The 24,752-nt window shown below is 43.1% G+C and carries 32 protein-coding genes, 1 other RNA gene, 1 pseudogene and 1 riboswitch; of the genes and pseudogenes, 12 read left to right on the forward strand and 22 right to left on the reverse strand.

The window, feature by feature from the left end:
• Positions 1–33: 33 nt before the first annotated feature.
• Positions 34–1,500 carry an FGGY-family carbohydrate kinase gene (locus L3V45_RS09545; RefSeq protein WP_236836939.1) on the reverse strand — a complete coding sequence of 489 codons (1,467 nt, stop codon included), beginning with the start codon at positions 1,498–1,500 and terminating at the stop codon, positions 34–36.
• Complete coding sequence (locus tag L3V45_RS09550) at positions 1,493–2,509, reverse strand: 2-hydroxyacid dehydrogenase (protein WP_024085460.1); 1,017 nt, start codon at positions 2,507–2,509, stop codon at positions 1,493–1,495. The genes L3V45_RS09545 and L3V45_RS09550 overlap by 8 nt, the downstream gene beginning before the upstream one ends.
• A 120-nt stretch (positions 2,510–2,629) precedes the next feature.
• A riboswitch (SAM riboswitch) is annotated at positions 2,630–2,722 on the reverse strand.
• Between the two features lie 146 nt (positions 2,723–2,868).
• Between L3V45_RS09550 and L3V45_RS09555 the strand changes: the two genes are divergently transcribed.
• Entirely contained in the window at positions 2,869–4,932 is a 2,064-nt protein-coding gene (locus tag L3V45_RS09555; RefSeq protein ID WP_095318464.1) for a molybdopterin oxidoreductase family protein, read from the forward strand.
• Positions 4,933–5,053: 121 nt separating this feature from the next.
• Positions 5,054–5,192, forward strand: a pseudogene (locus tag L3V45_RS19650) (hypothetical protein).
• A 43-nt stretch (positions 5,193–5,235) separates the two neighbouring features.
• Here L3V45_RS19650 and L3V45_RS09560 read toward each other — a convergent pair.
• Entirely contained in the window at positions 5,236–5,460 is a 225-nt protein-coding gene (locus L3V45_RS09560; RefSeq protein WP_025852269.1) for a hypothetical protein, read from the reverse strand.
• Between the two features lie 196 nt (positions 5,461–5,656).
• Between L3V45_RS09560 and L3V45_RS09565 the strand changes: the two genes are divergently transcribed.
• Entirely contained in the window at positions 5,657–6,235 is a 579-nt protein-coding gene (locus tag L3V45_RS09565; protein WP_109567761.1) for a MarR family winged helix-turn-helix transcriptional regulator, read from the forward strand.
• The gene (locus tag L3V45_RS09570; protein ID WP_043867200.1) at positions 6,228–6,509 is read left to right on the forward strand and encodes a hypothetical protein; all 282 of its coding nucleotides are present in this window, start codon (positions 6,228–6,230) and stop codon (positions 6,507–6,509) included. The genes L3V45_RS09565 and L3V45_RS09570 overlap by 8 nt, the downstream gene beginning before the upstream one ends.
• 392 nt (positions 6,510–6,901) lie before the next feature.
• On the opposite strand, the gene L3V45_RS09575 is transcribed toward L3V45_RS09570, so the two are convergent.
• A complete protein-coding gene (locus L3V45_RS09575) occupies positions 6,902–7,648 on the reverse strand; it encodes an SDR family NAD(P)-dependent oxidoreductase (protein ID WP_236836941.1) in 747 nt (248 codons plus the stop codon).
• Between the two features lie 199 nt (positions 7,649–7,847).
• Between L3V45_RS09575 and L3V45_RS09580 the strand changes: the two genes are divergently transcribed.
• Positions 7,848–8,177, forward strand: a complete 330-nt coding sequence (locus L3V45_RS09580; protein WP_173602960.1) for a winged helix-turn-helix transcriptional regulator — start codon at positions 7,848–7,850, stop codon at positions 8,175–8,177.
• A gap of 598 nt (positions 8,178–8,775) precedes the next feature.
• On the opposite strand, the gene csaA is transcribed toward L3V45_RS09580, so the two are convergent.
• The 4 genes from csaA to L3V45_RS09600 form a co-directional block, all read right to left on the reverse strand.
• A complete protein-coding gene (csaA, locus tag L3V45_RS09585) occupies positions 8,776–9,108 on the reverse strand; it encodes a chaperone CsaA (RefSeq protein WP_003153809.1) in 333 nt (110 codons plus the stop codon).
• Between the two features lie 68 nt (positions 9,109–9,176).
• The gene (locus L3V45_RS09590; RefSeq protein ID WP_003153808.1) at positions 9,177–9,887 is read right to left on the reverse strand and encodes an AraC family transcriptional regulator; all 711 of its coding nucleotides are present in this window, start codon (positions 9,885–9,887) and stop codon (positions 9,177–9,179) included.
• A 56-nt stretch (positions 9,888–9,943) separates the two neighbouring features.
• Positions 9,944–10,504, reverse strand: a complete 561-nt coding sequence (locus tag L3V45_RS09595; RefSeq protein ID WP_236836944.1) for a TetR/AcrR family transcriptional regulator — start codon at positions 10,502–10,504, stop codon at positions 9,944–9,946.
• Positions 10,504–11,223 carry an MBL fold metallo-hydrolase gene (locus L3V45_RS09600; protein WP_043867202.1) on the reverse strand — a complete coding sequence of 240 codons (720 nt, stop codon included), beginning with the start codon at positions 11,221–11,223 and terminating at the stop codon, positions 10,504–10,506. The genes L3V45_RS09595 and L3V45_RS09600 overlap by 1 nt, the downstream gene beginning before the upstream one ends.
• 224 nt (positions 11,224–11,447) lie before the next feature.
• Here L3V45_RS09600 and L3V45_RS09605 point away from each other — a divergent pair, with 224 nt between their 5' ends.
• Positions 11,448–11,969, forward strand: a complete 522-nt coding sequence (locus tag L3V45_RS09605; protein WP_003153804.1) for a CcdC protein domain-containing protein — start codon at positions 11,448–11,450, stop codon at positions 11,967–11,969.
• Between the two features lie 29 nt (positions 11,970–11,998).
• Here L3V45_RS09605 and czrA read toward each other — a convergent pair whose 3' ends face one another.
• On the reverse strand, positions 11,999–12,331 hold the full coding sequence (czrA, locus tag L3V45_RS09610; RefSeq protein ID WP_003153803.1) for a Zn(II)-responsive metalloregulatory transcriptional repressor CzrA: 333 nt from the start codon (positions 12,329–12,331) through the stop codon (positions 11,999–12,001).
• 191 nt (positions 12,332–12,522) lie between these two features.
• Between czrA and L3V45_RS09615 the strand changes: the two genes are divergently transcribed.
• The gene (locus tag L3V45_RS09615) at positions 12,523–13,188 is read left to right on the forward strand and encodes a lysozyme family protein (RefSeq protein WP_003153802.1); all 666 of its coding nucleotides are present in this window, start codon (positions 12,523–12,525) and stop codon (positions 13,186–13,188) included.
• Between the two features lie 64 nt (positions 13,189–13,252).
• Here L3V45_RS09615 and L3V45_RS09620 read toward each other — a convergent pair whose 3' ends face one another.
• Both L3V45_RS09620 and L3V45_RS09625 read right to left on the reverse strand, forming a co-directional pair.
• Positions 13,253–13,789 (reverse strand): DUF420 domain-containing protein, encoded by a 537-nt coding sequence (locus L3V45_RS09620; RefSeq protein WP_003153801.1) that lies wholly within the window; start codon positions 13,787–13,789, stop codon positions 13,253–13,255.
• A 144-nt stretch (positions 13,790–13,933) separates the two neighbouring features.
• A complete protein-coding gene (locus tag L3V45_RS09625) occupies positions 13,934–14,716 on the reverse strand; it encodes a VLRF1 family aeRF1-type release factor (protein ID WP_052586090.1) in 783 nt (260 codons plus the stop codon).
• Positions 14,717–14,904: 188 nt separating this feature from the next.
• Between L3V45_RS09625 and L3V45_RS09630 the strand changes: the two genes are divergently transcribed.
• Both L3V45_RS09630 and L3V45_RS09635 read left to right on the forward strand, forming a co-directional pair.
• Complete coding sequence (locus L3V45_RS09630; RefSeq protein ID WP_014305189.1) at positions 14,905–15,408, forward strand: N-acetyltransferase; 504 nt, start codon at positions 14,905–14,907, stop codon at positions 15,406–15,408.
• A gap of 64 nt (positions 15,409–15,472) precedes the next feature.
• The gene (locus tag L3V45_RS09635) at positions 15,473–16,450 is read left to right on the forward strand and encodes a S66 family peptidase (RefSeq protein ID WP_014305190.1); all 978 of its coding nucleotides are present in this window, start codon (positions 15,473–15,475) and stop codon (positions 16,448–16,450) included.
• Between the two features lie 31 nt (positions 16,451–16,481).
• Here L3V45_RS09635 and L3V45_RS09640 read toward each other — a convergent pair whose 3' ends face one another.
• The 7 genes from L3V45_RS09640 to gerPC all read right to left on the reverse strand — a co-directional run bounded on the left by L3V45_RS09640 (position 16,482) and on the right by gerPC (position 22,159).
• On the reverse strand, positions 16,482–16,874 hold the full coding sequence (locus L3V45_RS09640) for a hypothetical protein (protein ID WP_119891497.1): 393 nt from the start codon (positions 16,872–16,874) through the stop codon (positions 16,482–16,484).
• Between the two features lie 158 nt (positions 16,875–17,032).
• Positions 17,033–17,911 (reverse strand): 3D domain-containing protein, encoded by an 879-nt coding sequence (locus L3V45_RS09645; RefSeq protein WP_052586091.1) that lies wholly within the window; start codon positions 17,909–17,911, stop codon positions 17,033–17,035.
• Positions 17,912–18,146: 235 nt separating this feature from the next.
• Positions 18,147–19,925, reverse strand: a complete 1,779-nt coding sequence (gene recQ, locus L3V45_RS09650; protein ID WP_003153793.1) for a DNA helicase RecQ — start codon at positions 19,923–19,925, stop codon at positions 18,147–18,149.
• Positions 19,926–20,032: 107 nt separating this feature from the next.
• Positions 20,033–20,218, reverse strand: a non-coding RNA gene (gene ssrS, locus L3V45_RS09655) — 6S RNA.
• Between the two features lie 214 nt (positions 20,219–20,432).
• A complete protein-coding gene (locus L3V45_RS09660; protein ID WP_003153791.1) occupies positions 20,433–21,059 on the reverse strand; it encodes an FMN-dependent NADH-azoreductase in 627 nt (208 codons plus the stop codon).
• Between the two features lie 144 nt (positions 21,060–21,203).
• A complete protein-coding gene (locus tag L3V45_RS09665) occupies positions 21,204–21,695 on the reverse strand; it encodes a TraR/DksA family transcriptional regulator (RefSeq protein WP_015388121.1) in 492 nt (163 codons plus the stop codon).
• Positions 21,696–21,778: 83 nt separating this feature from the next.
• Complete coding sequence (gerPC, locus tag L3V45_RS09670; protein ID WP_014305193.1) at positions 21,779–22,159, reverse strand: spore germination protein GerPC; 381 nt, start codon at positions 22,157–22,159, stop codon at positions 21,779–21,781.
• 92 nt (positions 22,160–22,251) lie between these two features.
• Here gerPC and L3V45_RS09675 point away from each other — a divergent pair, with 92 nt between their 5' ends.
• Positions 22,252–22,485 (forward strand): hypothetical protein, encoded by a 234-nt coding sequence (locus tag L3V45_RS09675; protein ID WP_014305194.1) that lies wholly within the window; start codon positions 22,252–22,254, stop codon positions 22,483–22,485.
• On the opposite strand, the gene L3V45_RS09680 is transcribed toward L3V45_RS09675, so the two are convergent.
• A complete protein-coding gene (locus L3V45_RS09680) occupies positions 22,472–22,954 on the reverse strand; it encodes an Hsp20/alpha crystallin family protein (RefSeq protein WP_003153787.1) in 483 nt (160 codons plus the stop codon). The genes L3V45_RS09675 and L3V45_RS09680 overlap by 14 nt on opposite strands.
• A gap of 70 nt (positions 22,955–23,024) precedes the next feature.
• On the opposite strand from L3V45_RS09680, the gene L3V45_RS09685 reads away from it, so the two are divergent.
• Together L3V45_RS09685 and L3V45_RS09690 are read left to right on the forward strand one after the other, a co-directional pair.
• Positions 23,025–23,297, forward strand: a complete 273-nt coding sequence (locus L3V45_RS09685; protein ID WP_003153786.1) for a hypothetical protein — start codon at positions 23,025–23,027, stop codon at positions 23,295–23,297.
• A complete protein-coding gene (locus tag L3V45_RS09690) occupies positions 23,294–23,527 on the forward strand; it encodes a hypothetical protein (RefSeq protein ID WP_003153785.1) in 234 nt (77 codons plus the stop codon). Before L3V45_RS09685 ends, L3V45_RS09690 begins: the two co-directional genes overlap by 4 nt.
• A gap of 44 nt (positions 23,528–23,571) precedes the next feature.
• On the opposite strand, the gene L3V45_RS09695 is transcribed toward L3V45_RS09690, so the two are convergent.
• From L3V45_RS09695 to L3V45_RS09705, 3 genes are all read right to left on the reverse strand, one after another.
• Complete coding sequence (locus L3V45_RS09695) at positions 23,572–23,916, reverse strand: PH domain-containing protein (protein ID WP_003153783.1); 345 nt, start codon at positions 23,914–23,916, stop codon at positions 23,572–23,574.
• Between the two features lie 292 nt (positions 23,917–24,208).
• Positions 24,209–24,349: a DUF4025 domain-containing protein gene (locus L3V45_RS09700; protein WP_003153781.1), complete on the reverse strand. Its 141-nt coding sequence runs from the start codon at positions 24,347–24,349 to the stop codon at positions 24,209–24,211.
• A 65-nt stretch (positions 24,350–24,414) separates the two neighbouring features.
• Positions 24,415–24,618, reverse strand: coding sequence for a DUF6501 family protein (locus L3V45_RS09705; protein WP_236836946.1), 204 nt, complete (start codon positions 24,616–24,618; stop codon positions 24,415–24,417).
• Between the last annotated feature and the right edge of the window lie 134 nt (positions 24,619–24,752).

Here is a 24,752-nt window from a genome sequence, read left to right on the forward strand (position 1 = left end):
AGCAATCTTTCATGTTGTCATCTCATCCCCAAGTCAGGCTTTCACCGCCGGCTGAAAATGAGTAAATAATTTTTGGGTATGTTTCCATTCTTCATATAGGAAGAGATCCGTCTGATCCGCTTCCGGCTCAATTATCTTTGTGCGGGTCGAAAGCTCTGCTTTCACACCGAGAGCTTCGTTGCAAATCATCACCGCTCCCATTGCGGATGCCTGGCTGAACCCCTCTCTCTTATAGATTTTCTTTTGAAGAAGGTTAGCAAGAAACTGCGTCAAAGCATCACTTTGGAAACCGCCGCCGCACACCTTCACATAATCTTGTGAAAAGGAAGCCGCCTCTGTTAACGCCTCATAGTTCCATTTGATTGAAAAAGCGATTTCCAGCAGTGCGGCTTTGACAAAATGGGCTCTGCTTAAGTTTTGGGACAGCGGAGCGTCAAAAATAAATCCGCCTTTTGCCAGTGCGTTTTTCTCAGGAGATAAATAGGAGCCTAACGCAGATATACAGGCATGATCATGTTTCGGCAGACTTGCGATTTCCCGTTCCATGACGCTGTAGGATTCATTCGGATAAAAAATGGATTTTAATTTTTGATAATTGAGTCCTGTTACACCCGGATTCGTTTCTAGAAGCCATTCACCTTCTTCTGTATGGCAATTCAGCCATGCATTCTCTAAACTTTCGGTTCCGGTCTCCGCTGTTATCTTTGTAATCGGCGTCGTCGTGCCGGATACGATGACGATATCTCCCGGCTTTGCATCTGCACTTTTGATGGCAAGCTGTGTGTCTCCCCCGCCTGCAATCACAGGCACTCTTTCAGAAAGACCGAGCACCGCCGCTTTCTTAAACGTTAACATTCCGACAACCGTCCCAGATCGGACGAGTGAAGGAAGAATGGCAGAAGGCACACCGAAGATGTTGCATAATTTCTCTGACCACGCCTTTTTCCTTACGTCAAACAGCAGTGTTTCAGCAGCCTGTGACGGTTCATAGCTTAAAATTCCGCTCAGCTCAAATGTCACCCAGTCACTGATGCTTGTGATGCACTTCACTTCTTTCCATAAAGACGGCTGTCTGGCTTTTAATCCGACAAGTTTCATGGCGGAAAATAAAGCGCTCGGAAGACGTCCGGTTTGCTGATGCACTTCTACTTCTGCCTCAATCCCGCCTTCCCATTCACGCCCTCTGTTATCAATGTTGGGCAGACCGAGAAATGCCTTTTTATCTTTATTGATCAGAACGATTCCCTGCCTCTGGCCTGTTGAGGTGATTCCGATTAATGTAATATGAGGGCTCTTGGCAATAGCCTTTCTTGCCATAGCGCTGATTTGCGTCCATAACCCTTCCGGTGAGAAATATCGTCCGTCCGGATAAAGCGGATCCGTCTCATATTCAATGTCTTCCCTTTCAAGCGCGGTCACTTCGCCGCCGGCAGTCACGACCGCGACTCGCGCATTCCCAGTCCCGATGTCAAATACAAGGTAGCCTTTTTGTTCAGCCATTACAGCCGCCTCCTTCCGTTTCAAGTTCTCTTTTGTTATAAAGTTCACGTATTGAACAGGTTTGATCTTGTTTCCATTTGAAAAGCGCTTCATTTAAAATCTTCACATGATGATCTTCCACTTCAAATGTTGCGCCCGCTAAATGGGGAGTCGCGAACACATTCGGCAAAGAGATCAATTCATAATCAGAAGATTCAGGCGGTTCGTGATAAAACACGTCAAGGATCGCTCCCTTAATCCGCCGTTCTTTCAGCACCCGCAGCAGCTCTTCCCTGTCTGTAACCGCCGCTCTTGACGTATTGACAAAAACAGCTTCCTGTTTCATCAATTGAAAGTGCCGGGCGCCGATAAGTCCGATGGTTTCTTCTGTGCGCGGCAAGTGAACGGAAACAATATCACTTTCAGAAAATACCCGTTCAATCGTCGTTTTTTCATACTCCCGGTTTTCATGACGGACAAATGGATCATAGTAAAGCACCTTGCAGTCAAAAGCGGCCAATAGCCGGGCGATTCTCTGTCCGACAGCTCCGAAACCGATAAGGCCGACTGTTTTCCCCGTCAGCTCATTTCCTCTGAATTTGACGTAAGCCTGCAAATAATCACCATTCCACTTTCCGTCCTTCAGCCACTGATGGGAAGAATACGTATGACGCAAAAATGAAATCACATTTCCGATAAACATTTCAGCAACGGCCTGGGCATTGCGGGCCGGTGTAAAGAAAACGGGGATTTTTCTTTTAGTCGCCGCCGCAATATCCACATTAGACGGCATTCCTCTGCAGACACCGATAAAAGCGGAATCCGGCAATATGTCAATAACACGCTGAGACACCTCATCAAGTTCGGTTATAAGCCCCGACGCGTTTGTCTCTTGAATCATCCGGATCAATTCATCTTCCCGATAGGCCCGGCCGTGCTTCTTCCACGGCCGGTGCACAGTCCGGCCGAACAGCTCAGCCAGCTCCTTCAGCCCCTCGTCGTGATATGGCGCGGTAATTAAAACCGTCATGGTGCAAAACATCCTTTTCACATAAATTTTTCATAAAAAAATCTCTTTCCTCAAAGAAGGAAAGAGATTCATATACCGTCTTTATCCGCTTGAAGCGCACAAATATGTATAGACCATTCTTTCCTATCTTTCAAGCATACGCTTGCTGGAATTGGCACAATAAATGTTGCCGAGGTTTCATAGGGCCAGTCCCTCCACCTCTCTGGATAGAAAATAAAATGATGAAATTGTCAGGCTGTTTAAAAGAATAAACTCATCATAGAAAAGTCTTTCCGTAATGTCAACACTTTTTTCTGAATTGACGTTCGATTTTGAAATGTTATAATGCTTACAATATAAACAAAGAGGAGAAATGGGCTATGAATTCTGCTGCAACACAGCCGAACGGGGTCTTTAAGTCGGTGTGCTCACTAGACTGTCCCGATCAATGCGGCTTGCTTGTGACAAAAAAAGACGGAAAAATCGTTAACATTCAGGGAGACCCCGATCACCCGGTCACATCAGGGAATATTTGCAACAAAGTCAGACACATGGCTGAGCGTATTTATGATGAGAAGCGCGTAACCGTTCCGTTAAAAAGGATCGGTAAAAAAGGTGAAGCCGCGTTTGCGCCTATTTCCTGGGAGGAAGCAATCAATACGATCAGTTCGCGCTGGAAAGAGCTTATTTCCGAAGAAGGAGCGGAAAGCATTCTTCCGTACAGCTTTTACGGCAATATGGGAAAACTGGCGGCAGAGGGAATGGACCGCCGTTTTTTCCATCGTCTCGGAGCGAGTCATCTCGAACGGACGATCTGCAGCAAAGCCGGTTCTGAAGGCTATAACTATACAATGGGAGAAGGAGCGGGTACTGATCCGGAGGAGACCATACATGCTAAGCTCTTTATTTTTTGGGGAATCAATGCCGTCAGCACGAATATGCACCAAGTCATGATTGCTCAAAAAGCCCGGAAAAAAGGGGCTAAAATTGTCGTTATCGATGTACATAAGAACCAAACCGGCCGGCTTGCTGATTGGTTTATTCCCATTCGTCCCGGCACAGATGCCGCACTCGCCCTCGGTATCATGCATATCTTATTCGCTGAGAACCTTCACAATGAAGCATTTCTCACAGAATACACCGAAGGCAGTGACGAATTAAAAGCGCATGTCAAACACTATGATCCGGAAACGGTTTCTGCTATTACAGGCGTTAAAGCCGACGATATCAGACGCCTTGCGAGAATGTACGGAGAAACCTCCCCTTCCCTTATCAGGATCGGAAACGGCATTCAGCACCATGACAATGGCGGAATGATCGTCCGCACCGTCTCCTGCCTTCCGGCTGTTACAGGGCAGTGGCTCAACACCGGAGGAGGCGCAATCAAGCACAACAGCGCGGTATTAAACTATAACAGACAAGCGCTCCAGCGGCCTGATCTGCTTTACGGCCGGAAGCCGCGATCATTTAATATGAACAGGCTCGGAAGCGTTCTTTTAGAAACAAAACCGCCCGTGCGCTCCCTGTTTATTTACGGTACGAATCCCGCAGTGGTTGCGCCGGAAGCGAATAAAGTCAGAAAAGGCCTGCTGCGGGAGGATTTATTTACAGTCGTTCACGATCTGTTTTTAACGGAAACCGCCAAATATGCGGATATCGTGCTCCCCGCTGCATCCGCATTTGAAAACACGGATTTTTACACGTCTTACTGGCATCATTTTATTCAGCTGCAAAAACCAGTGATCGAACCCTACGGGGACAGCAAATCGAATACGGAAGTGTTCCGTCTGCTTGCCGGAGCAATGGGATTTACCGAGCAGGAGCTTCAGGATTCCGATGAAGAATTAATCAGACAGGCGCTGGACTTTCCCGACAATCCGTATATCGAGGATATTGATTACGAAGCGCTCTCACGCCATTCCTTCATGAAAGCCAAACGGAAAAAACCGCTTTTTCCGGGAAAGCTCAAGACACCGAGCGGAAGAATTGAATTATATTCGGAAAAGATGAAACAGGACGGTTATTCGGCGCTGCCGACACACATCCCTCTTGAGAGCGATGACGATTTTCCGCTTTTATTTGTCCCGGGACCGAATCATAATTTTTTGAATTCGACATTTTCAAATAACGAAAAACACGTAAAACTGGAAAAAGCGCCAAAGCTTTTCATTCATACAGAAGATGCTGTACGCCGGAACATAGAAGACGGAGAAACCGTTAGAGTTTGGAATCACCGCGGTGAGTGCGAATTGACAGTTTCGGTCGGCGAACAGGTGCTTCCCGGCGTTGCGGTGAGCCAAGGTCTTTGGGCCGATATGGATGATAAAAAACAGCTCGTCAATTCGCTCACGCCCGATCGGCTGGCGGATATGGGCGGAGGCGCTGTTTTCTTCTCCGGAAAGGTGCAGGTGGAAAAGCTCAGCAATCAAAACCGTCCGCAATAAACGCACGGCGGTTTTGCTGAAGGCTGAATCCTCCGGCCGGCTTCACCGTATAAAAAATGATAACGTTTATTGGAGGTTTGGATATATTACCGGCATCGGAATCGCTTTAGCCGGATATTTCATCGGAGACGGATTGAAAACTTTAACTCACCTGATCCTCATGAACATCTGACATTCCGCATATCACGAGAAACGGAAAGCGGTATGTGCAGAAACCGGCATTAAGAGAATGGCTGACTTCCATGCTGGAAAAAGAATAACAGCTGCCATGAAAAGCGGGAAGAGTTTTTCTCTTCCCGTTCATTAAGGTTTGCCCCCCTGCCTCTCTTCAACCCCAAACATACGACGGATATCGTTCTTACGTAACGAAACATCCCCTTCTTTTGATTTCAAATAAAACCCTTTCTTATATAACCGTATGACTTCCTCATATGTAAGCTCATGACGAAGGAGCGCCATTAAACGCCCGTCTTTTTCATCTTGTTTATTGAACCATTCATACCGTTCTGACCAGTTCACTTTCTGCATGTCAAACACCTTCCCACTTTGGATTAATGCCCTTTTCGCATTTATTATACTTATTTCCCCTCTTGTAAACACTCCGACTGTCTGTGGCATTTTTGAAAAAGCCGTACCCGCCTATTAGTCACCATGTTGACTTATTTCCCTTTGTGATGTATATTATAATTGTCAACATGGTGACAATTTAGATAGGAGATAACTTATGGATATTAAATTACTAATGAAGGAACTGCATTTTATGCAACAAAGTTACGCATCATTATTTTCGGTTGTCAATAAGGTGCAGACTCGGGGGGACGAATACTTAGAAATGTTGACTTCCCGACAGCACATGACTCTTATTGCTATTGCCCATTTACCGACGGAAGATACCACACTTATGAATATCGCTAAAAAGCTGGGCACAACAAAACAAACCGCTAACAAATTAATTTCAAGTCTCGCGAAAAAAGGATATGTTCACACTGTGCCAAGCAAACTGGATAAACGTGCAATCAATATTGAGATTACCCCTGAAGGAAAAAAAGCGTTAATTTCCTGTTCAGAAAGATCCACCTATTTTTTAGCGGATATGTTTCATGAGTTCACAACTGAAGAAGTTGAAACATTCTGGAGGCTATTGCAAAAACTTTATCGTTTTGATGGTGAAGAACAGGACGGTTTTGAAGAAAAAGCACATTTGAAAGTTGAAGACCAGGCACAATCCATCTCAGATGACTATGAAGAAAAAATCATGGCTGAATTTTCAAAACGGCGATATGGGAGTGCAAACGATGAATAATATGCTTTATCGAAAAGTAAAAGAAACTGAGGATAAGATGAAGGAAAAATGCTATGAGCTGAAAGATAAAATTGATCAATTTATTTCTCATGCTAAATATAAACTTCATTGCAATCGTAAACTGGACCGAGCCGGCAATTATATATCAATTGCCATTGGACTCTTTATCCTAACTGCCTCATGGCTGACCGCAACACAATGGCTGCTTTGGATAGGCGCGGCGAGTATTTTGAGTAATGCCTGTTTGCTCATTATAAAGCCTGTTAAAAATTGAAAATCTGAAAAAAGCTCTCTAAAAGAGAGCTTTCTTTTATTAATCGTCTTAGTCTTCATCTTCTTCCCGATTTTCTTTCATCTCATGAAGTCTTTCATAAAAGAACTTTATAAAATGGAATTAAGTTCTTTATAGCCACCGAATTCACTCCAAATAACAACTGGACATTCTCCTTTCCGTTACTTTAAGTCATTTATTCACAAAGTAATCTTTTTTACAGGTCATTTAGTGGCAGCCCCAGGAAAATGCGAATTTACAACGTTAATCAAATTCAAACATAAAAAAGTCGAATTCCCTGTCCTTTAAGGAAAACGACTTTTTTATACCGCTTTCTTCAAGTAAATCCCCATTAACCTTTTTTGGGGAAGATTTGTAACCTCTGCGCAGTGAAATTATACCTGTGCTAGCCCGCCATCTACGAACAATTCAATACCCGTCAAGTAACTGCTTTCGTCTGAAGCAAGGAAAGATACAGCGTTAGCTACTTCTTCAGGTGTCCCAACTTTTCCAGCTGGAACAGTATTTCTGGCATTTTCCATCGCTCCTTCAAGTGCATCACCAAAAAGCTCATCGTATGCAGGTGTAAGAATCACTCCTGGACTTACCACATTTACACGGATTTCAGTACCTTTTAGGTCAAGAATCCAGTTGCGAACCAGTGCTCTTAATGCTGCTTTAGATGCTCCATATACACTAAATGCTGGGTTGCTAATTGATCCAGCAGTAGAGCCCGTTACAATAATAGAACCTACTTTGTCCGGGAATAGTGATAGCGCTTTTTGAACAGTAAAAATGGTTCCTTTCACGTTAATGCCGAACGTTCTATCAACCTGCTCTTCAGTAATTTCACCTAATGGAAGGAAGCTGCCGATGCCCGCATTAGCAAAAAGGATGTCCAACTTACCTTTTTCCTGCTTTATCATGTCATATAGTTTGTCTAAGTCTTCAAGCTTAGAAATATCACCTTGAACACCGGTTACGTTCTTGCCAATTTGGTTAACAGCTTTATCAAGTTCGTTTTGTCTACGTCCCGTGATATAAACATATGCACCTTCGTTTACAAATTTTTGTGCTGCAGCAAGACCAATCCCACTTGTTCCACCCGTTACAAGCGCTACTTTACCTTCAAATTCACCCATACTTAACACTCCTTTAGAATGAATATTATTTTATGTCTAGTACCTTTAAGTACTTGAAGAACAACTTACAAGTAATAGTATCCTTCAGTAAGCACATTATCGGAAGTACCCACTTTTTTGTGATATAGTAACTAAAAAGTAATAAATGTGGAATGGAGAGCTTGAGACATGAAAAAAAAAATTTAGTTGTGGGTTTGAAGTGACAAAGGAAGTGATTGGCGGAAAATGGAAAGGCCTTGTATTATACTTTTTAATGAATGGACCAAAGAGAACGAGTGAATTAAACCGCATTATCCCAAATATTACTCAGAAAATGCTGATTCAAACACTTAGAGAGCTTGAAGCCAGTGGACTTGTGAGCAGAAAGATGTATAACCAAGTACCGCCGAAGGTTGAATATTCATCCACTGAACTTGGAGAATCTCTTAAACCTATCTTGCAGGAGCTCTGTCAATGGGGAGACCATTATGCGGAGCAAAAGTATGCAGAAGGTGAATATGAAATTGTACAGCCAGAACAACTAAGTTAGGATTGATGCAGCTGCTGAAGTAAATGCTAAACAACTTCAATACCATCACCTAACAGATGAAGAACAGTCAGAAATAAATGAGATATTCAATTTTGAAAGTGAAGTTATAATAAGAAGTGTCATGGACTATATTCAGGAGAACTTTGATGAAATTCAAAAAAGAGCTGTTTCAAATGCTAAAGAGAAGGTTCAGAAACTTAGCCAAAAGATAAATGAAGACATCAGTAATAACATTTAATGCCTATATGGTCTCTTCGCATGCATCTTTTACACAAAAAGACCCGGATTTTAATTCCAGGTCACACTTCGGTCACAACTTGCTCAAATTCCCTCTTGCATTTGTCGAACTGCTTTATTCAAGATCATAAAATTTCAAACGAAACCTTACACGAAGGAATCGGGGATCGGCAAAACAAAGCCAGATATAACATATATTAAAAAATCTCTTGCATTTCCACACCCGCCATGCTATATTCATATAGCGATGAGCTGAATTGTGTAAGCCGATGCACATGCCCTTGCGGCACACACGAATGTGGCGTGTGGTGTATCGCCTCAATACGCAAAAGACGTTTGCTTCTGCAAACGTCTTTTTTTATTATCCGATTTTCGTTCCGTTCGGTACTGACTGCTCTGGCGTAAGCAGGACAACATCTCCTTTTTCCGGGATGCCGCCAAGAACGAGAACTTCTGACTTAAATCCGGCGATCCGCCGCGGCGGAAAGTTGACAATAGCGGTAACCTGCCTGCCCGTCAGATCACCCGGTTCGTACCGTTTTGTAATCTGGGCGCTTGATTGTTTCATGCCGATCTCTTCGCCGAAATCTATTGTCATCTTAATGGCCGGCACCTTTGCTTCCGGGAATACTTCCGCTTTTACGACCGTTCCTATTCTGAGATCGAGCTTGATAAAATCTTCGATGACTGCCATATCAAAAACTCCTTTTTTACAATCATGATACCAAAAAAAGACGCAGTTTATTTAACTGATTTTCAGGATTATTTATCAGATTGAAAGGTGTTTCGGAAGACGCGCGGCGTTATTCCCTTATGTCTGACAAACCATCTGGTAAAGGAAGACAAATTTTGAAAGCCGACCTCCTGACTGATGTCTGTCAGCCGGCATTTTGTTTCAATAAGCATTTGTTCCGCTTTCTTCATACGGAGCTCAGCAATATAAGCTTGCGGGCTTTTCCCCGTCTGCTTTTTAAACCAGTCGGAATAATACGCCGGGTGGTAATGTTCCATTGCGGCAAGCTCTTTAATTGAAAAAGTCTTTGAGAGATTTCGGCGGATATACGCAATTGAATCATTCGTACGGTTTTCTTGTATCTTTTCAGCAATATATTCTGCAAGCAGACTCAATGAATGAGCCGACTGCTGCTTAGTCTCTTCTGTCAGCAGAAACCGAATCGATGTCCAAAAAGAATCAAGCTTATTCAGAACGCCGGGATCAAATGAACCTTTGAAAAAATATGCCGGTATGTCGAGAACGAGACATTCGTTTCGCTCCAAAGAACGGAACCGATGTTCATGCCCGGGCGGAATATACAGCATTTGATCAGGTTTTAATCTGATTTCACGTCTTTCTGTCTCCAAGTCCAGCTGTCCTTCGAGCGGAAAGAGCATTTGGCAGTATGTGTGTGCATGAGAATCAAAAATATGTGAATAGGTGCGCCGCTCACAAATGATATGTTGTAATGAATCCATTTGTCCCTCCTTTTACTGATGCGTTTTTTTATTTAGTTTACATAATAATATTATTGTTACCTACCCTGTAAACCTCTTAGGAAAGCAACAACTGCAAACTTCCGGCTTTCCTTAATTGATTCGGTTAATTCAAATGCACTCTGTTTTCTCAACACGGCAAATCCGTGAAGAAGGCTCCTCAGTCCTCTCGCAGCATGAATCGCAGTGTCAGACTGTGCATAACCGTTAGCTGTCAGCTGCCTGACAACAAGCTCTACAAGCAGGCTTGACAGATTCTCAATCCGGCCGTCTTTTATCTTTTGAAATGTTGCGTCATATAATCCGGGATTGGCTCCGGCGAAATTGATATAGGCATCGGCAAGAGCGAGCAAAGCCGTTTCACCCGTCAGTCCTTCTGCAGAGGCCGCCATTTTTTCAAATAACATAGTTAAACCGGAGACAGCCAGCTCTGTTTTAATTCCTTGAAGGCCATTGACAAAATTGTAAAGGGAAGGCGGTTTTACGTTTAAGGACTTTGCAACGGCCGCAAGCGTCACTTCGTTCAGCCCTTTTTCGTCAGCGATGCCTGCTGCGGCTCTCAATATCATGTCAAGGCTCATTCCGACTCTCGGTGACATTATGATCGGCCTCCCGGCAGGCTTCGTTCAGCTTCCTCAGCAGCCTCAGCCATCATTTCAACGGGATTGCAGAGAACATTTCCATGTCCGGCGGCCAGACTGCTTGGTTGATGAGCGATAAGCGTTCTTGCTGTTTTTACAGCTTCTTCTTTATTCCACGTAGCAAAAGCCGGAAACGGAAATTTCCATTTCAGCTTCCCTGAAACAGCAAGGCCGCCCCGTACTTGAAAGGCATCTCCGACGATCAGCATATCATTTCTCATATCTTTAAAAGCGAGGCTTCCCGGCGTATGACCGGGAGCGGGAATGACAAGTAAAGATCCGATCCGCTCGCCGCCTTTCAGCAGGCGATCAGGTTCGGTCTGAACATTTTTCGGCACTCCCCCCTTTATCGGCGTTTGTGCTTCATACTCAAATAATGAAGTGTCACCTTTCAGCAAGAAAGAATCCCGCTCAGAAATACAGACGGAAGCATCCGGAAATTCCGCAGCTAATGAGTCAAGCGAACCGATGTGATCCCCGTGCGCGTGGGTGAGTAATATGTCATTCAGCGGCTTCCCAAGCTGCCGCAATGCTTGTTTGATTCCTTTATGACTGTTAGGCAGTCCGGCGTCAATCAGGGTTACTCCTACTTCTTCTTCGACCAAATAACAATTCACCGGGAAAAGCGCTGGAAAAAAAGTCAGCTGCCAAACCCTTCCGTATTGTAAGATTCTCATCAACATCCCCCTAAAACTAACATCGTTAGTTTTATTATAACTAATACCGTTAGTTTATCAAGAGTTTTCTGTTTAAATCCTGAAAAAGGCGCGGGCGCTTCTCTTATGCAAAAAAAAGAAACGCGCATACTGTGATAAAAGATGCTTTCAGCCTGCGAATAAATCAGACTACTAAAACCAGCCGGATAAGCATACACTACTCAACGGAGGGGGAGTTTCACACCATGCATATCACACTTCAAAGCATCTGCCCTGTCTTAATGATTGCCTTTTTTCTGTATAAAAAGGTGAAACGGTCCGTCGGCTTTCAGCCTTTGAAACCCCGCTGGCTTTATACAAGAATGATTTTGTTTTCATTGCTGGCCGCAGCTCTGGCGTTTTTCAGCATCACACACCCGGCTTTATACGGCCATCTTATATTCGGCACTTTTTGCGGCTGGCTTCTGGTCCTGTTTGCCAAACGGAATATTTCTTTTGAAGAACGCCGCGGAAAAATGTATTTTCGCACTCACCTGTGGATTGAACTTATTCTATTAACATTTTTCCTATCGAGATTTGTTTATCGCGTTATTGAAATTTACCGGGTCACAGCGGACTTTACCCATCCGGAGGCATACAGCCAAACGGTCGGGGCCGATCCGCTGACCATCAGTATCTTTTATTTCATCGCAGTTTATTACAGCGGCTTCTCTTTTTATGTTTTAAAAACGAGCAGAGACCAAACCAATAACAGTCAGTACGGCTGACATCCCTGTCTAAAAAGCAGGGATGTTTTTTAATCGTGCCGCGTATGGTGAATCATTTGCTGAAGCACATCTAACACATGTTCATCCTCAGGAGAATAATAGATGGATGTTCCTTCTCTGCGTGATTTGACGAGGCGCAGATTTTTAAGAAAACGCAGCTGATGAGAAACGGTAGACTGCAGCAAATTCAGCTTTTCTGCGATATCATTTACCGCGTGTTCACCCTGTGACAGCAAATGGAGAATTCTGATTCTGGTCGGATCAGACAGCGCCTTAAAAGTCTGGGCAACCAAAAATAAAGTTTCCTCATCTAAATCGACAGCGGGGTCATTCGTCTTTCCGGATTCGTGAAATTCAGTCATATACCTCACCCTTCTTTTCTCAAGTAGCCCAATTATACCAAATGTCAATTGATGCAGATACATCCTGCGCCTGACAAAAGAACCGTTATTTTAAATTTATGTTTCAAATACGGGTTTCCGCTTGGTTTCGCGCATTCATCTGTGTCATAATGAAAAAGTCATAATGCTCCTGAAATTGAGGGTGAAACACAGTGGAGAAAAAGAAAAAAGGCTGTTTCGCTGCCGCGGGTCTTATGATGATATGTGTTTTTGTCATGGTTTCCTTCTTCCTCATTCTGTTATTTTCAAATAATGAATGGCTCAAAAGTCTTCCGTTTGATGTCAAACCGATCGTGCTTGAACGGCTGACAGATTACAAACCGCTTGTTGAAGACGAGCTGGATGAAAAAGGACTCACCAAATATACATCGCTTGTACTCGGCATGATATATCAGGAGTCAAAAGGAAGAGGAAATGATCCCATGCAGTCTTCAGAATCTCTGGGTTTAAAGCGAAATGAGATTAAAAACCCTCAAACCAGTATCAAACAGGGAATCAAACAATTCACTCTCATGTACCAAACAGGCAAGAAAAAAGGCGTAGACTTGGATACGATTATACAAAGCTACAACATGGGAGCCGGCTATATTGATTTTGTGGCTGAACATGGAGGATCGCATACTGAGGAACTGGCAAAACAATACTCCGAGCAGCAGGTCAAAAAGAATCCGAAACTTTACACTTGCGGAGGGAACAAAGACAATTTCCGTTATCCCTACTGCTATGGTGATTACACGTACGCAGAAAAAGTAAAAGCAAAAACAAAAACCGTTGAACAATCCTTAAATGTAACAACACTTGAAACGCTTGAAGAGTAAAAGGCGCCCTGATGAGGCGCCTTTTTCCATCAATAGAAAAAAGCCGCGCAGAGCACGGCTTTTTTTAATAATACGGTGAGATCATTAAGTATACAATGACACCCGTCAGACTGACATACAGCCAGAGCGGCATCGTCCATCTCGCGATTTTTTTGTGGCGCTCCACCTGCATGCTGAATCCTCTGATCAGCGTAAACAGCGCAAGCGGCACGATAACGGCGGAAAGACAGATGTGCGTAATCAAAATAAAGAAATAAATCCCCCGAATGATGCCGTGGCCGCCGAATAAAGTATTCTCAGCTATCGAGTGGTACACGACATAGCAGATCAAAAACAGCAGAGTCGTCGTAAACGCCGCCAAAATAAAGCGTTTATGCGCTTGAATATTTTTTTGCTTAATCATAAAAAGCGCTGCCAGCAAAAAGATAAAAGTAAAGCTGTTAAAAATAGCATTTAACATCGGCAGAATATGAATATTGGCAATGCTGACCTGTCCCGATTTCGGCATAAAAAACAGCACCGCAATTAACCCGTTGATCAAAACGGTCAATGTCAGCACGATACCGGTATAACTTTTAGGTTTGTTTTCTGTCTGATTCATCTTATGACCTCTCTCAATTTTACTGACTATCCAAATGGTATGAGAATTCAGCTTTGATGTCAACGGTTTCGTCCGCTTCGTCAGAAATTAGACAAACTTAAGCCCTAAAAAGACCGGGTGTTTGAGACCCGGCCTTTCGTCATATTATGCTTCCTTCAACAGTTCTTCTATCACTTTATGTTCGTTTTCATTCAACAGATTTTTTGGAATGATCCGATCTATCGGTTTATTCATATGCTGATCGAGAATATCGGCTGTTTCTTTGTCCCCTGCGATTACGAGACGCTCCCATTGGTGTGAAGCGGCCTTTTGATCAAGGTTTGAAGCCAATCGTTTATACAGCCTGTTTTGGTTTTCTTCGACATGGGCTTTGGCGGCGTCTTCGTCCATTGATGCGGAGCTTCCGCTTACATCCTGCGGTTTCCACGATTCATTGATGACGTCGTATTGATAATGCTCCACCCCTTCAATTTTTCCGAGTACGGTTTCTATGATCTTCACTTCATTCTGCTGGGTGAGAATAAAAGCCGTGCTTGGAAATTGTTCACGGAGAAGTTCTAATTGATCAAGGACAGCCGTTTCTTCCCAATAAAATCGTGTTTCGACAGGCACCTGCAATTCAATCGTCTCCCAGACACCGCCTTCCCCCGATGCAAAAAATACGAGGCTTCGCGGCATCTCTTTACCAAGCCCATCGATATATTGATAGACACGTTGCATGATGCGGACGAGAGATTTTTCTTCTTCCGGATCACTTACAGACAGATACTCTTTTAATCTCCGAAAACCGGTTTTCAAGGCGATTTTCCACTCTCCCCCCTGCTGATCCGGATTTCTCATATCCGTATTTACATATAAGGAAAGCATTTTATCAGGAGATTCCGTCATTACGTACTTCAATTTGCCGATGAGTGAGTCAATTGCCATTATAGATTCCTCCTTTTTCCGCTGCTCACTGTTCCTTTCCCTATCCCCACCGCCTTAAAAACGTCAATCCACATATAAACGGCAGACTTTTCTAAAAAAGTTTTTGCAAAACCCATTTACAAACCAAGACATCATTTACTACAATGGATACTTGTGTTTGACTAAGACTTTTACGCTGTGAAAGGAGTATGATTTTGTTTACTGCAGAAGAAAGAGATCAGAAAGAGCTGGAAAAAGAGCTTCATAAACTTGAATTTCAGATTTTCAGAATGCGGGAAAATCTGATAGATGTATCAAAAGACGCGCGAGTGCTTGGTATTGATCAATCGAACAATGACGATTGGATCATTGTTTCCTCGATTGATGATGGCCAAACATGTAAGATTATGCTGACTGATTGTGAATCAGCCTACCGGGGAAGAGGCTGTTTTTCACTGATCGCTTCTTATTATGACAATGCCATTCATATCGGGGATATTAAAGGCCCGCCGAACCACGGCTACGGCTCGATCTGCATGAAATTTTTAAAACATATCGCCAGAGAGCAGAATATCCCGAAAGTGACGGGCGACATCGCTAAGCGTGATTGGGATCATGTCGACCGGCTCGTTCATTTTTATGAAAAGCATCAATTTGATGTCTGGATTGACAATGATACGCAATCAGGCGGCATTAAATGGGTCGACCTGTAAAAAATGATAGATAAACCCTCGTTAATATGGTGTAATAGATTAAACCATTTAAGGAGGGTTTTTTTTGTATCCGGAAAAATTGAAAAAAGGCGACGGCATCCGTATTGTGTCTCCGGCCACAAGCATGTCCGCTATGTCAGATGAAAATATAAATGCCGCGAAGACAAAATTGGAGGAGCTGGGCTTTTGTGTCTCTTTTTCAGAGAATGCAAAAGAAATAAATGAATTTCATTCATCATCGATTGAATCGCGTGTACGGGATCTGCACGAAGCTTTCGCTGATCCTGACATCAAAGCGATTTTGACGACACTCGGCGGGTTCCAATCAAATCAGCTGCTCCGCTACCTTGATTATGAAAACATCAAGCGGCATCCGAAAATCCTTTGCGGCTATTCAGATATTACCGCTCTCGGCCATGCCATATATCAAAAAACCGGCCTTATTACATATTCCGGTCCCCATTTTTCTTCATTTGCCATGAAAAAAGGGCTGGACTATACGATTGACTCTTTCTTGGCCTGCTGTGCTTCTGACAACCCGTATGAGGTAAAACCTTCATCCGAGTGGAGTGATGATAAATGGTATTTGAACCAGGAGGACAGACGTTTTTATCGGAATCCGGGACCGCTCGTTATTCAGCCCGGATATGCGGAAGGAACACTGATCGGAGGAAATCTATGCACGCTGAATCTTCTGCAGGGCACCGAATACTTTCCGGAGATGGAACAAGTGATTCTGTTTATAGAAGATGATCATATGTCGGACATTCATATGTTTGACCGGGATTTGCAGTCACTCATCCATCTTCCCGCTTTTTCAGCCGTGAAGGGAATTGTCATCGGACGTTTCCAGCATGCTTCAAATGTGTCTGAGGAGGCTCTGCGTGCCGTCATCCGTACAAAAGAAGAACTGTCATCCATGCCTGTTATCGCAAATGCTGATTTCGGCCATACCTCCCCTTTGATGACATTCCCGATCGGAGGAGCATGCAGGATAGAAGCCGGCTCAGAAGGCGGACGGATATGGATCGATCGGCATTAATACATAAAGACGGGAAAACCGCCCCGTCTTTTTATTTTGACGCCTTATGCCGCGGCGTGCGAGGAGCGATCATAATTCGTCCGCCAGCCGCTGCCGTCACCCATACGGAAGCTCCTTCATAAAAACGGCTGATCTCTTCATTATATACGGCGTGTGTCAGTTCACGTTTATCATGCGTTCCGTCTTGGTTTTTTACGTTTAAAATAAGTACAAGCTCGTGCCTGCCATTCTTCATCACGCCAGTACGTCTCACCTTTTCAATAACGGCTGGCCTTCCTCTCCCTCTGTCAAGCGCCTGAAACAGCCTGACAGCAGGCATAGACAGTCCGATAACGAGCACAATGGCGAAAGCGGTGCATATACCTGCTTGAAACACCGGTGATTCTGTGAAGGTATTCCATAAACATATACATTCCGGCTCCATCAGATTCATCCCTTCCGATTCTTTTTTCACATCCATTCCTTATTATATTAGAGAAACGCTTTTTCTTTTTCCGCATATAACGATTATATACAGTCAAAAAAGGGAAGAAAAAAAGAACACAAAGCATTTCGCCTTGTGTTCTTCATCTCTATATGAAACTAGTCTAATACTTTAACATTTACTGTTCTGACGCCCCAGTTGTTAGCGTCACTTTTCTTTGCAACAAATACGTCAATTTTATTTCCTTTAATTGCGCCGCCTGTATCTGCTGCTGTTGCCACTCCGTAACCTTCAACATAAACCTTAGAGCCAAGCGGGATGACACTAGGGTCTACCGCGATGACTTTTGCATCAGGGTTTTTGTTTAAGTCAACACCGGTTGCCGTTACACCGGAAATGCCGCCGTCGTTAGCAGAGTAAGCAGTTGCAGTCATTGTCAGCTGCTTTTTAGGCTCTTGTTGGTTTGTATTTGATTGAACAGGCTGCTGTTTTGCTTCGACAGCCTTCGCTTCTTGTTTAGGTTGTTGTTGTTCTTGAACAGGTTCTTGTTTAGGCTGCTCGTTTTTGACAGCTTCTTGTTTCGGCTGTTCTGTCTCAGCAGCTGGTTTTTGTTCAGTTTGCGGCTGGCTGGCTTCTTGAGCCGGCTGTGCAGCCTGAGCCTGAGCCTGACCTTTCACATTTAACGTTGTGCCTGCGTAAATTATATCTGATTGCAAGTTATTCAAGCTTTTCAGATTGCCGACTGATGTTCCGAATTTCTGAGCAATTTTCCAGAGGCTGTCGCCCTGCTTCACTGTGTACTGCCCAGATGTGGTTGTTTCTACTGAAGAAATAGTCAGTTTCTCTCCTTCAATGATTAAATCAGAAGATAACTGATTCCATTCTTTTAAGTCCTTTAGGTTCACTCCGTTTTTTTGCGAGATCCCCCAGAGCGTGTCACCCTTTTGCACCGTGATTTCTTTAGCAGAAGCGTGAGCTCCAAATGCAGTTGTTGAAATTGCTGCAACTGCGACAAAGGACATAATCGTCTTCTTCATAAGTAAATCCTCCCTTGTTAGCTTTTTATTGGCGGCTAACAGGTGATATCGTAACATATGAAAATGTCAGTTCAATAACAAAACGATTTGAATTAGATTACAGTTCCTTTACATGAAACATTTCTCTCGCTTGGCAAGTCTTGCTGAAACCTTGATACAGCAAGGGTTTTCAGGCTTCTGATTTTTCCGGCGCCCATGAAAAACACAATGTGCAAATTTCTAAAAAAACTTTTTTTCACTCTGTTTCTCTTACATAATTTCGGATTTCTTCTAAAAAAACCGCTCCGTATTTCAATCTTTTTTGTTCCCCGACCCCTTTTACGGAAAGAAGATCCTGATCTGTTTTCGGAAGTTTCGCCGACATTTCTTTTAACGTCTGATCTGAGAACACGACAAATGGAGGCACACCCTGTTCAGCTGCAATCTCTTTGCGGAGACGCCGGAGAAGCTCAAATAATTCATCATTTTCGGTAACGGCGGCGGCCTGTAAGGCTTCTTTTCTCGCGACTGCGCTTTTTCCAAGCAGAACGTCCCTGCCTTTTTGGGTGACCATAAGCGTGGGAAATGTGCCGTCCGCCATTCTGATATATTCATCTGAAATAAGAAATTCGATAAAATCACTGATTTCCGCTGCGGATTGATGCTTCATAATGCCGTAAGTGGACAGGCTGCTGAAGCCGTTTTCCAGCACTTTTTTATTTTTAGACCCGCTAAGCACCTGCGCCACCATCGTTTTTCCGAAGCGCTCATTCATTCTGATGATGCATGACAATACCATCTGCGCTTCTTTTGTGACGTCATGGGCGGTCCTTGTATCAGTGCAATTGCCGCACGCTTCGCAAGCTTCCGCCTCATTCTCGCCGAAATACTTCAGAATAAACCGCTGCAGGCAATCTTCCGTATGACAGTAATCCACCATCTGTCTCAGTTTTTTGAGATCCTGCTTTTGTTTTTCTTCTCCGGCGGCCGATTGGTCTATTAAAAAACGCTGCACCATAATATCCTGCGGCGAAAATAAGAGCACACACTCGCTGTTAAGACCATCGCGCCCGGCCCGTCCGGCTTCTTGGTAATAGCTCTCCATATCTTTCGGAATCTGCGCGTGTAAAACAAACCTGATGTTGCTCTTATCGATTCCCATTCCGAAAGCGGACGTAGCTACCATCACTTGTATCTGATCATTAAGAAACCGCTCCTGCTGGTCTTTTCTGTCGTCATCCGCCAATCCGCCGTGATAACGGCCGGCATTGATGCCGCTGCGTTTTAATTTCTCATATAAACGGTCGGTTTCTTTTCTTGTCGCTGTATATATAATGCCGGCTTCGTGTTTATTTTTTTCGAGGTACCGCTCGATAAACCGGTCTTTGTTTTCGCCCTTTACTACTTTAAACGTTAAATTCTCTCTGGCAAAACCGGTATATACAGTTTGTTCTTTCTTAATATGAAGCTGCTTGCAGATGTCATCATGAACCTCAGGCGTAGCCGTCGCCGTTAAGGCGATGATGACGGGCGGTTCTTTTAATTCATTAAAAAGGATTTCGATATTCCGGTAACTCGGCCTGAAATCATGTCCCCATTGCGATATACAGTGAGCTTCGTCAATTGCGACAAGAGGAACCGTAATATTCTGCAGGATGTGAATGAATTCAGAAGAAGTCAAACGCTCCGGTGTGATGTAAAAGAGCCGGTAAGCCCCTTGTTTCAAACCGGTCAGGCGCTCATGGATGTCACGGCTTGTCTGGGTGCTGTTAATATAAGCTGCCGCGATACCCGCTTCTTCAAGCGCGTCGACTTGATCTTTCATTAAGGAAATAAGAGGGGAAATAACGATTGTGGTTCCTTCAAACAGCAGTGCGGGAATCTGATAGCAGATTGATTTTCCGCCCCCCGTCGGCATAATGCAGACCGTGTTTTTTCTCTCCTCTGCAACTGATTGTATCGCCTGCTTTTGGCCCGCGCGAAGACTGTCGTAGCCAAAATAATGCGCCAGAAGGGATTGGGCTTTATCCAGCATATGTTGTAAAACCTCACTTTGTCTTTGATTCTTTCATTTTATCATACTGATAAAGTACGCTGCTCAAGGGCAATTCAAAATAAAAAGCCATCTCCGCAAGGGAAATGGCTTTCGCTACGTATGCCGTACGCAAGTAAGAAAGTTTTAAACCACCACTCCTCAAAGTGGGTGTTTGCAGAAGCGTTCCTGTCGTCCTCTGCAATGGAGGCATGACATTCCGGCTTCGATATAAAACTCCCTATTACAGCTTAAAGGTTAAAACTTAATTAACAATACGAACAATGTAGCTTCTCTTATATCCTACACCATCAGTCGTATTTTGGCAAGAGGGTTAATTCTTTTACAGAAAACCTTTTTTCTTTGTAAAAAATGCTTTATTCTACATAAAAATTGTTTTTTCGACAAAATATCAATATATCAATATAAGATCAGATCGAAAGCTGCCGCCAGTTTCTTCTATAATAGAAAAAACTCTCACACCCTGTAGGGGCGCAAGAGTTATGGCAATTAGAATTTTGCAGCCAGATCTTTCGCTTCTTGCAGTCCTTTTTCAATGATCGCTTGAGCGTTATCCGGTGCAGCATTATGACCTTCAACGACAACAGTGTGAAGATCTTGGACACCCCAGAAACCGAGAACGGTTTTCATGAAGTTTAATGACATTTCAAGAGATGCCATCGGTCCTTCAGAATATACGCCGCCGCGTGCGTTTAAGAGCGCTACTTTTTTATCTCCCATCAGACCTTTAGGGCCTTCAGGCGTGTATGTGAAAGTAACCCCTGCGCGAGACAGGTAATCAACATAAGTATGAAGCACAGCAGGCACTGTGAAGTTCCAAAGCGGGAATGCAAACACGACTTTGTCAGCTTTGACAAATTGATTTAAGTAAATGTCAGCAGTTGACGCTTGTTTTTTCTCTTCGTCTGTCATTTCAATTCCTTTTGAAGCTTTGAATGTTCCGTTAATCATATCTCTTCCGAGGTAAGGAAGGTTTTCTTTATGAAGATCAAGTTCGATCACTTCATCATTCGGATTGTTTTCTTTATAAGCAGCCAGAAACGCTTCGTATAATTTTACGGATACGCCTTCTTCAGCCGTACGGTCGCTTGATTTTACAAATAATACTTGAGACATTCTAAATTCCTCCCGGTAATCTTTTAATATTTACTTACAAATAGTATGTTACTTTCTTTTTTATATAAAGTCAATGATTTTATTTCGATTCTGAGATTTTTTATGGAATAAAAAAACAGGTACATATGAATGTACCTGCTGCTATTATTGTGAATCCTGCTCGCGATCCAGGATTTCGTAAGTTTGTGAGCTTTTTTGATCAACGGTTTCTTTATTTGAGAGGTCTTTCACCTGCTCGTGAAATTCCCTTTCATATGACGGAGCGTCTGTTTTCACATCCCCTTCTGTTTCTCGCTGCGCTTCGACGGTCATTCTGGCGTACGGTACGGCTTCAAGTCTTTCATAAGGAATTTCTTTTCCCGTTTTCTCGCAAATCCCGTATGTTCCTTTATCCATTCGTTCAAGCGCGGCATTCACCTCATCTAAAAGATTCTGATCGACACCGTCCAGCGTCTGATTCGTGACCCTGTCCAAATAAATGCTTCCGTGATCAGCTAAGTGATTATCTACTCCGTTCGACAGTTCTCCTGTGTCTTCGCTCATTGAATGATTTTCTTTTGATTCTCCCTGAAGACTTTCCTTTAAATCGATTAATTTATGATAAAGGCTGTCCTGCTGTTCTTTTGATAATGCCATATTCATCATCTCCTTTTTCGTCTGTATTCTTCGCTGCATCTGTTAATACATACCCTCGAAAAAGGAGGATGAAACAATGGGGGTCAATGCTTTCTCCCCCTGATGGTGACATTGGGTGTCTGCTGCTTTGTCTGTCTTTTTTCTTTCGCAGCATCATTTTGCGGGTTGTCCCGACTTTCTTCAGCGCAGGCTTGTTTGAGCCTGTGCGCCGGTGTATGGTAAGTGGCGCCGATATTCAGCATACCGCTCAGCTCTTCTATACTCAGCTGTTCAAAATCAATATTGTATTCAATCTTGTCCACTTTGACGTGCTCAATATGGACATATGTTTTTTCCCCTTCAACCGTTTGCGGCTCAAAATGACACTTATCCTGAAGCTCATCAAGCTGTTGTTCCACTTTCTTAAGCCGGTCTAATTCTTCTTCACACACTTTTTTGAAAATCTCTTTCATTATTTTTTTCAAAGAAAATCACTTCTTTCCCCGTCACTCTTGGAAAGTTCTATGCGTCCCGTATTGCGAATATATAAACATGATATACAAAAAGGAGGCGAATCATGATGTTTTTTCCATCCGTTATCAACTTTGAGTATATAAAAATGAACGGAATCAGCGGCGGAGCGGCTTTTAACACCGGCTCTTCCGTTATGGTGAGAAACACAGCAGCCAATAAAAGAAATGAAGGGTACGGTGAACAAAACGGTGATTGCACCGTTGTCGCCATCCCTATCATGAGTATCGATGATTCAGATCTGATAGATGGCACAGCGAACAAGATCAGCCTTCGATAATGATCTGGCTTGCATCCCCCAGATGTTTAGCAATCGATATATATAAAATCCCGTCTTTGAATACCGCCTGCATTCCCTTCGTACCTTGAGCGGAATGCGGAAGATCGAGTTTTTTTTCAAAATCGCCGTATTTTCCGGTCTTCTGTTTAAAATCCTGTTCATTGAAAAAGGATTTTCTCGTGCCTTTTACGACAATATATTCTCCGTAGGACAAAAGCTGAACATCTTGTTTCCGGTAGCCGGGCAGATACAGCAAAAATTGGAGCTCATCATGGGTTTCCACAATATCTATAAGAGGAAAAGCATCCTCATTTCTTCTCATTTGCCCATCTCCCTGTTGAAAGGGAAAATGAGAATGGCCGTTTTGAAATGATTTCAGTTGTTCATCATCAAAAACGTTTTTCCAAAAGTCGCCGCCGGACATGTTTTGCGCCATTTCCATCCATTGCTTCATCTTATCGAAATCCATTTTTATCGCCCCCTGTCTAAGCATACGGTCATAACAGCCGGCATACACCTGTATTAAAGGAGGTTTGCCTGTGGTTCAACCAACTCCATATATCAATATTAATATTTTCATGTTGAAAATTAATTCCTTTGAAAATGCTTCAGCGGTGAATGTCGGACAAAATTTACTGGCGGAATGGCAGAATTCTGATAAAAAGAATCAGGGATACGGACAGAACTTCGGAGATGCAAGCGGCTTCATCGGCACGAACGGCAAAGTGGATGACCGGGATCAAATTGATTCTCCATCAACCTTTGAGTCTGCATGCGACAAAATCCCTGCCGGAAAAGGAGGCCCATTATGATGTTTTCGCCGGTTTTGGTAAATGTAGGAGGCTTTAAAGTAAATGCGGTCGACCGCGGTTCTTCCATTACGATCGGCCCGTATCAGCAAATCGATTATTTTTTATCCAATAAGATCAACTACGGATTCGGTGAAGAAAATGGTGATTTGGCGCCGATTTACATCCCCATCAGTTCTATCGCTGATCCGGATCTCATTGATTCAAACTCCGGAAAAACAAGCATTATATAATAAAAAGGCCATCCGCATGCATTCGGATGGCTTTTATGTGATATTTAACTGCATAAGTATTTTGTTAAGATGGCTTGAACCTCAGTCAAGTCCGTTTCTTTTGCAAATTCCAATTCGAAAGTTTTTCCCCTTGTCATTAATACAAGCCCGGTATCGGGATCAAACATCCCCGCTTCTTGAATGGCGAAGCTTTCAATTGTTTTATATGGAAGAAATACGCGCACTTTCTTTTTGGAGAACATTTTATTATCAAAGAAAATCACTCGTTTATTCGTAAAGCATATTTGGTCAACCCGCAGTTTATAAATCGTTTCGATCCGTTCTCCCTCAACGAGCAAAGCCTCCAGCTTTTTTGTGTCGGTTGATCTGCTGACAGAAAAAATTCCCAATGAAGAACCCCACTTTCTGCTTCTATACTATTGTTTTATTACAATCATAAAAAATAAGTTCTTTATCCCTATATAAGAATACGACATAGACGGCATTTAAACCATTACGAACAGATTACATTTTTAGAACGTTCATCAAAAAAGCCCTTCGCGAAAGGTGCCGCAGTTATGAAGTAATACGGTTCAGCGGAAGAAAAGGTTTCAAGAAAACGGTATTTTTTTCGAAAAGTCAGTTTTTTATTTTCGCCATAAAAAACCGCGGCTTCTCCAATGCCGCGGTTTCAACAAAACATCAACGATCCGTATCTTCAATTGTTCCTTCTTTATAGGTATCTGAAATTTGTTCCATCGTCGTGTCGGTGCCTTCTTCAGGTTGCACTTGCTGAAGCTGATCTGATGTTTTATTTTGTTTGTCTTGCTCTGTTTTTTTCATTTTGCAGCCACCCTTTATATGTAGTCTTTTTTAGTATGGCTCAGGCAAAATAAATTCATTCAGCTTTAAACTTCTTCAAAATACGCTTTGTAGAAGCCTCCGACTTTGTTTGTATTGTCTGCAACAAAAATGAATTCTTCTGTTTCATTTTTGACTTCATACTCTTTACCCGGCGTCAGCACATTTTTGACAATGTATTTTTTCGCATCTGTATGTACGCATTTGACCTTTTTGACGCTTTCTTTTGTCTGCCAATTATTAAGAATCATTTATAAAACTCCTTTTCTTAATCGATAAGCTTATTGTAGCCGTTTTTTCTTGTGAATTGCAATAACGGTTATCGATTGATTTTACCGGGGGTGTTATTATAGAATGACTGTATGCGCTTACTTTGCGCGGACAT

This window comes from Bacillus sp. R45 (assembly GCF_021729365.1).
Lineage (GTDB): Bacteria > Bacillota > Bacilli > Bacillales > Bacillaceae > Bacillus > Bacillus velezensis.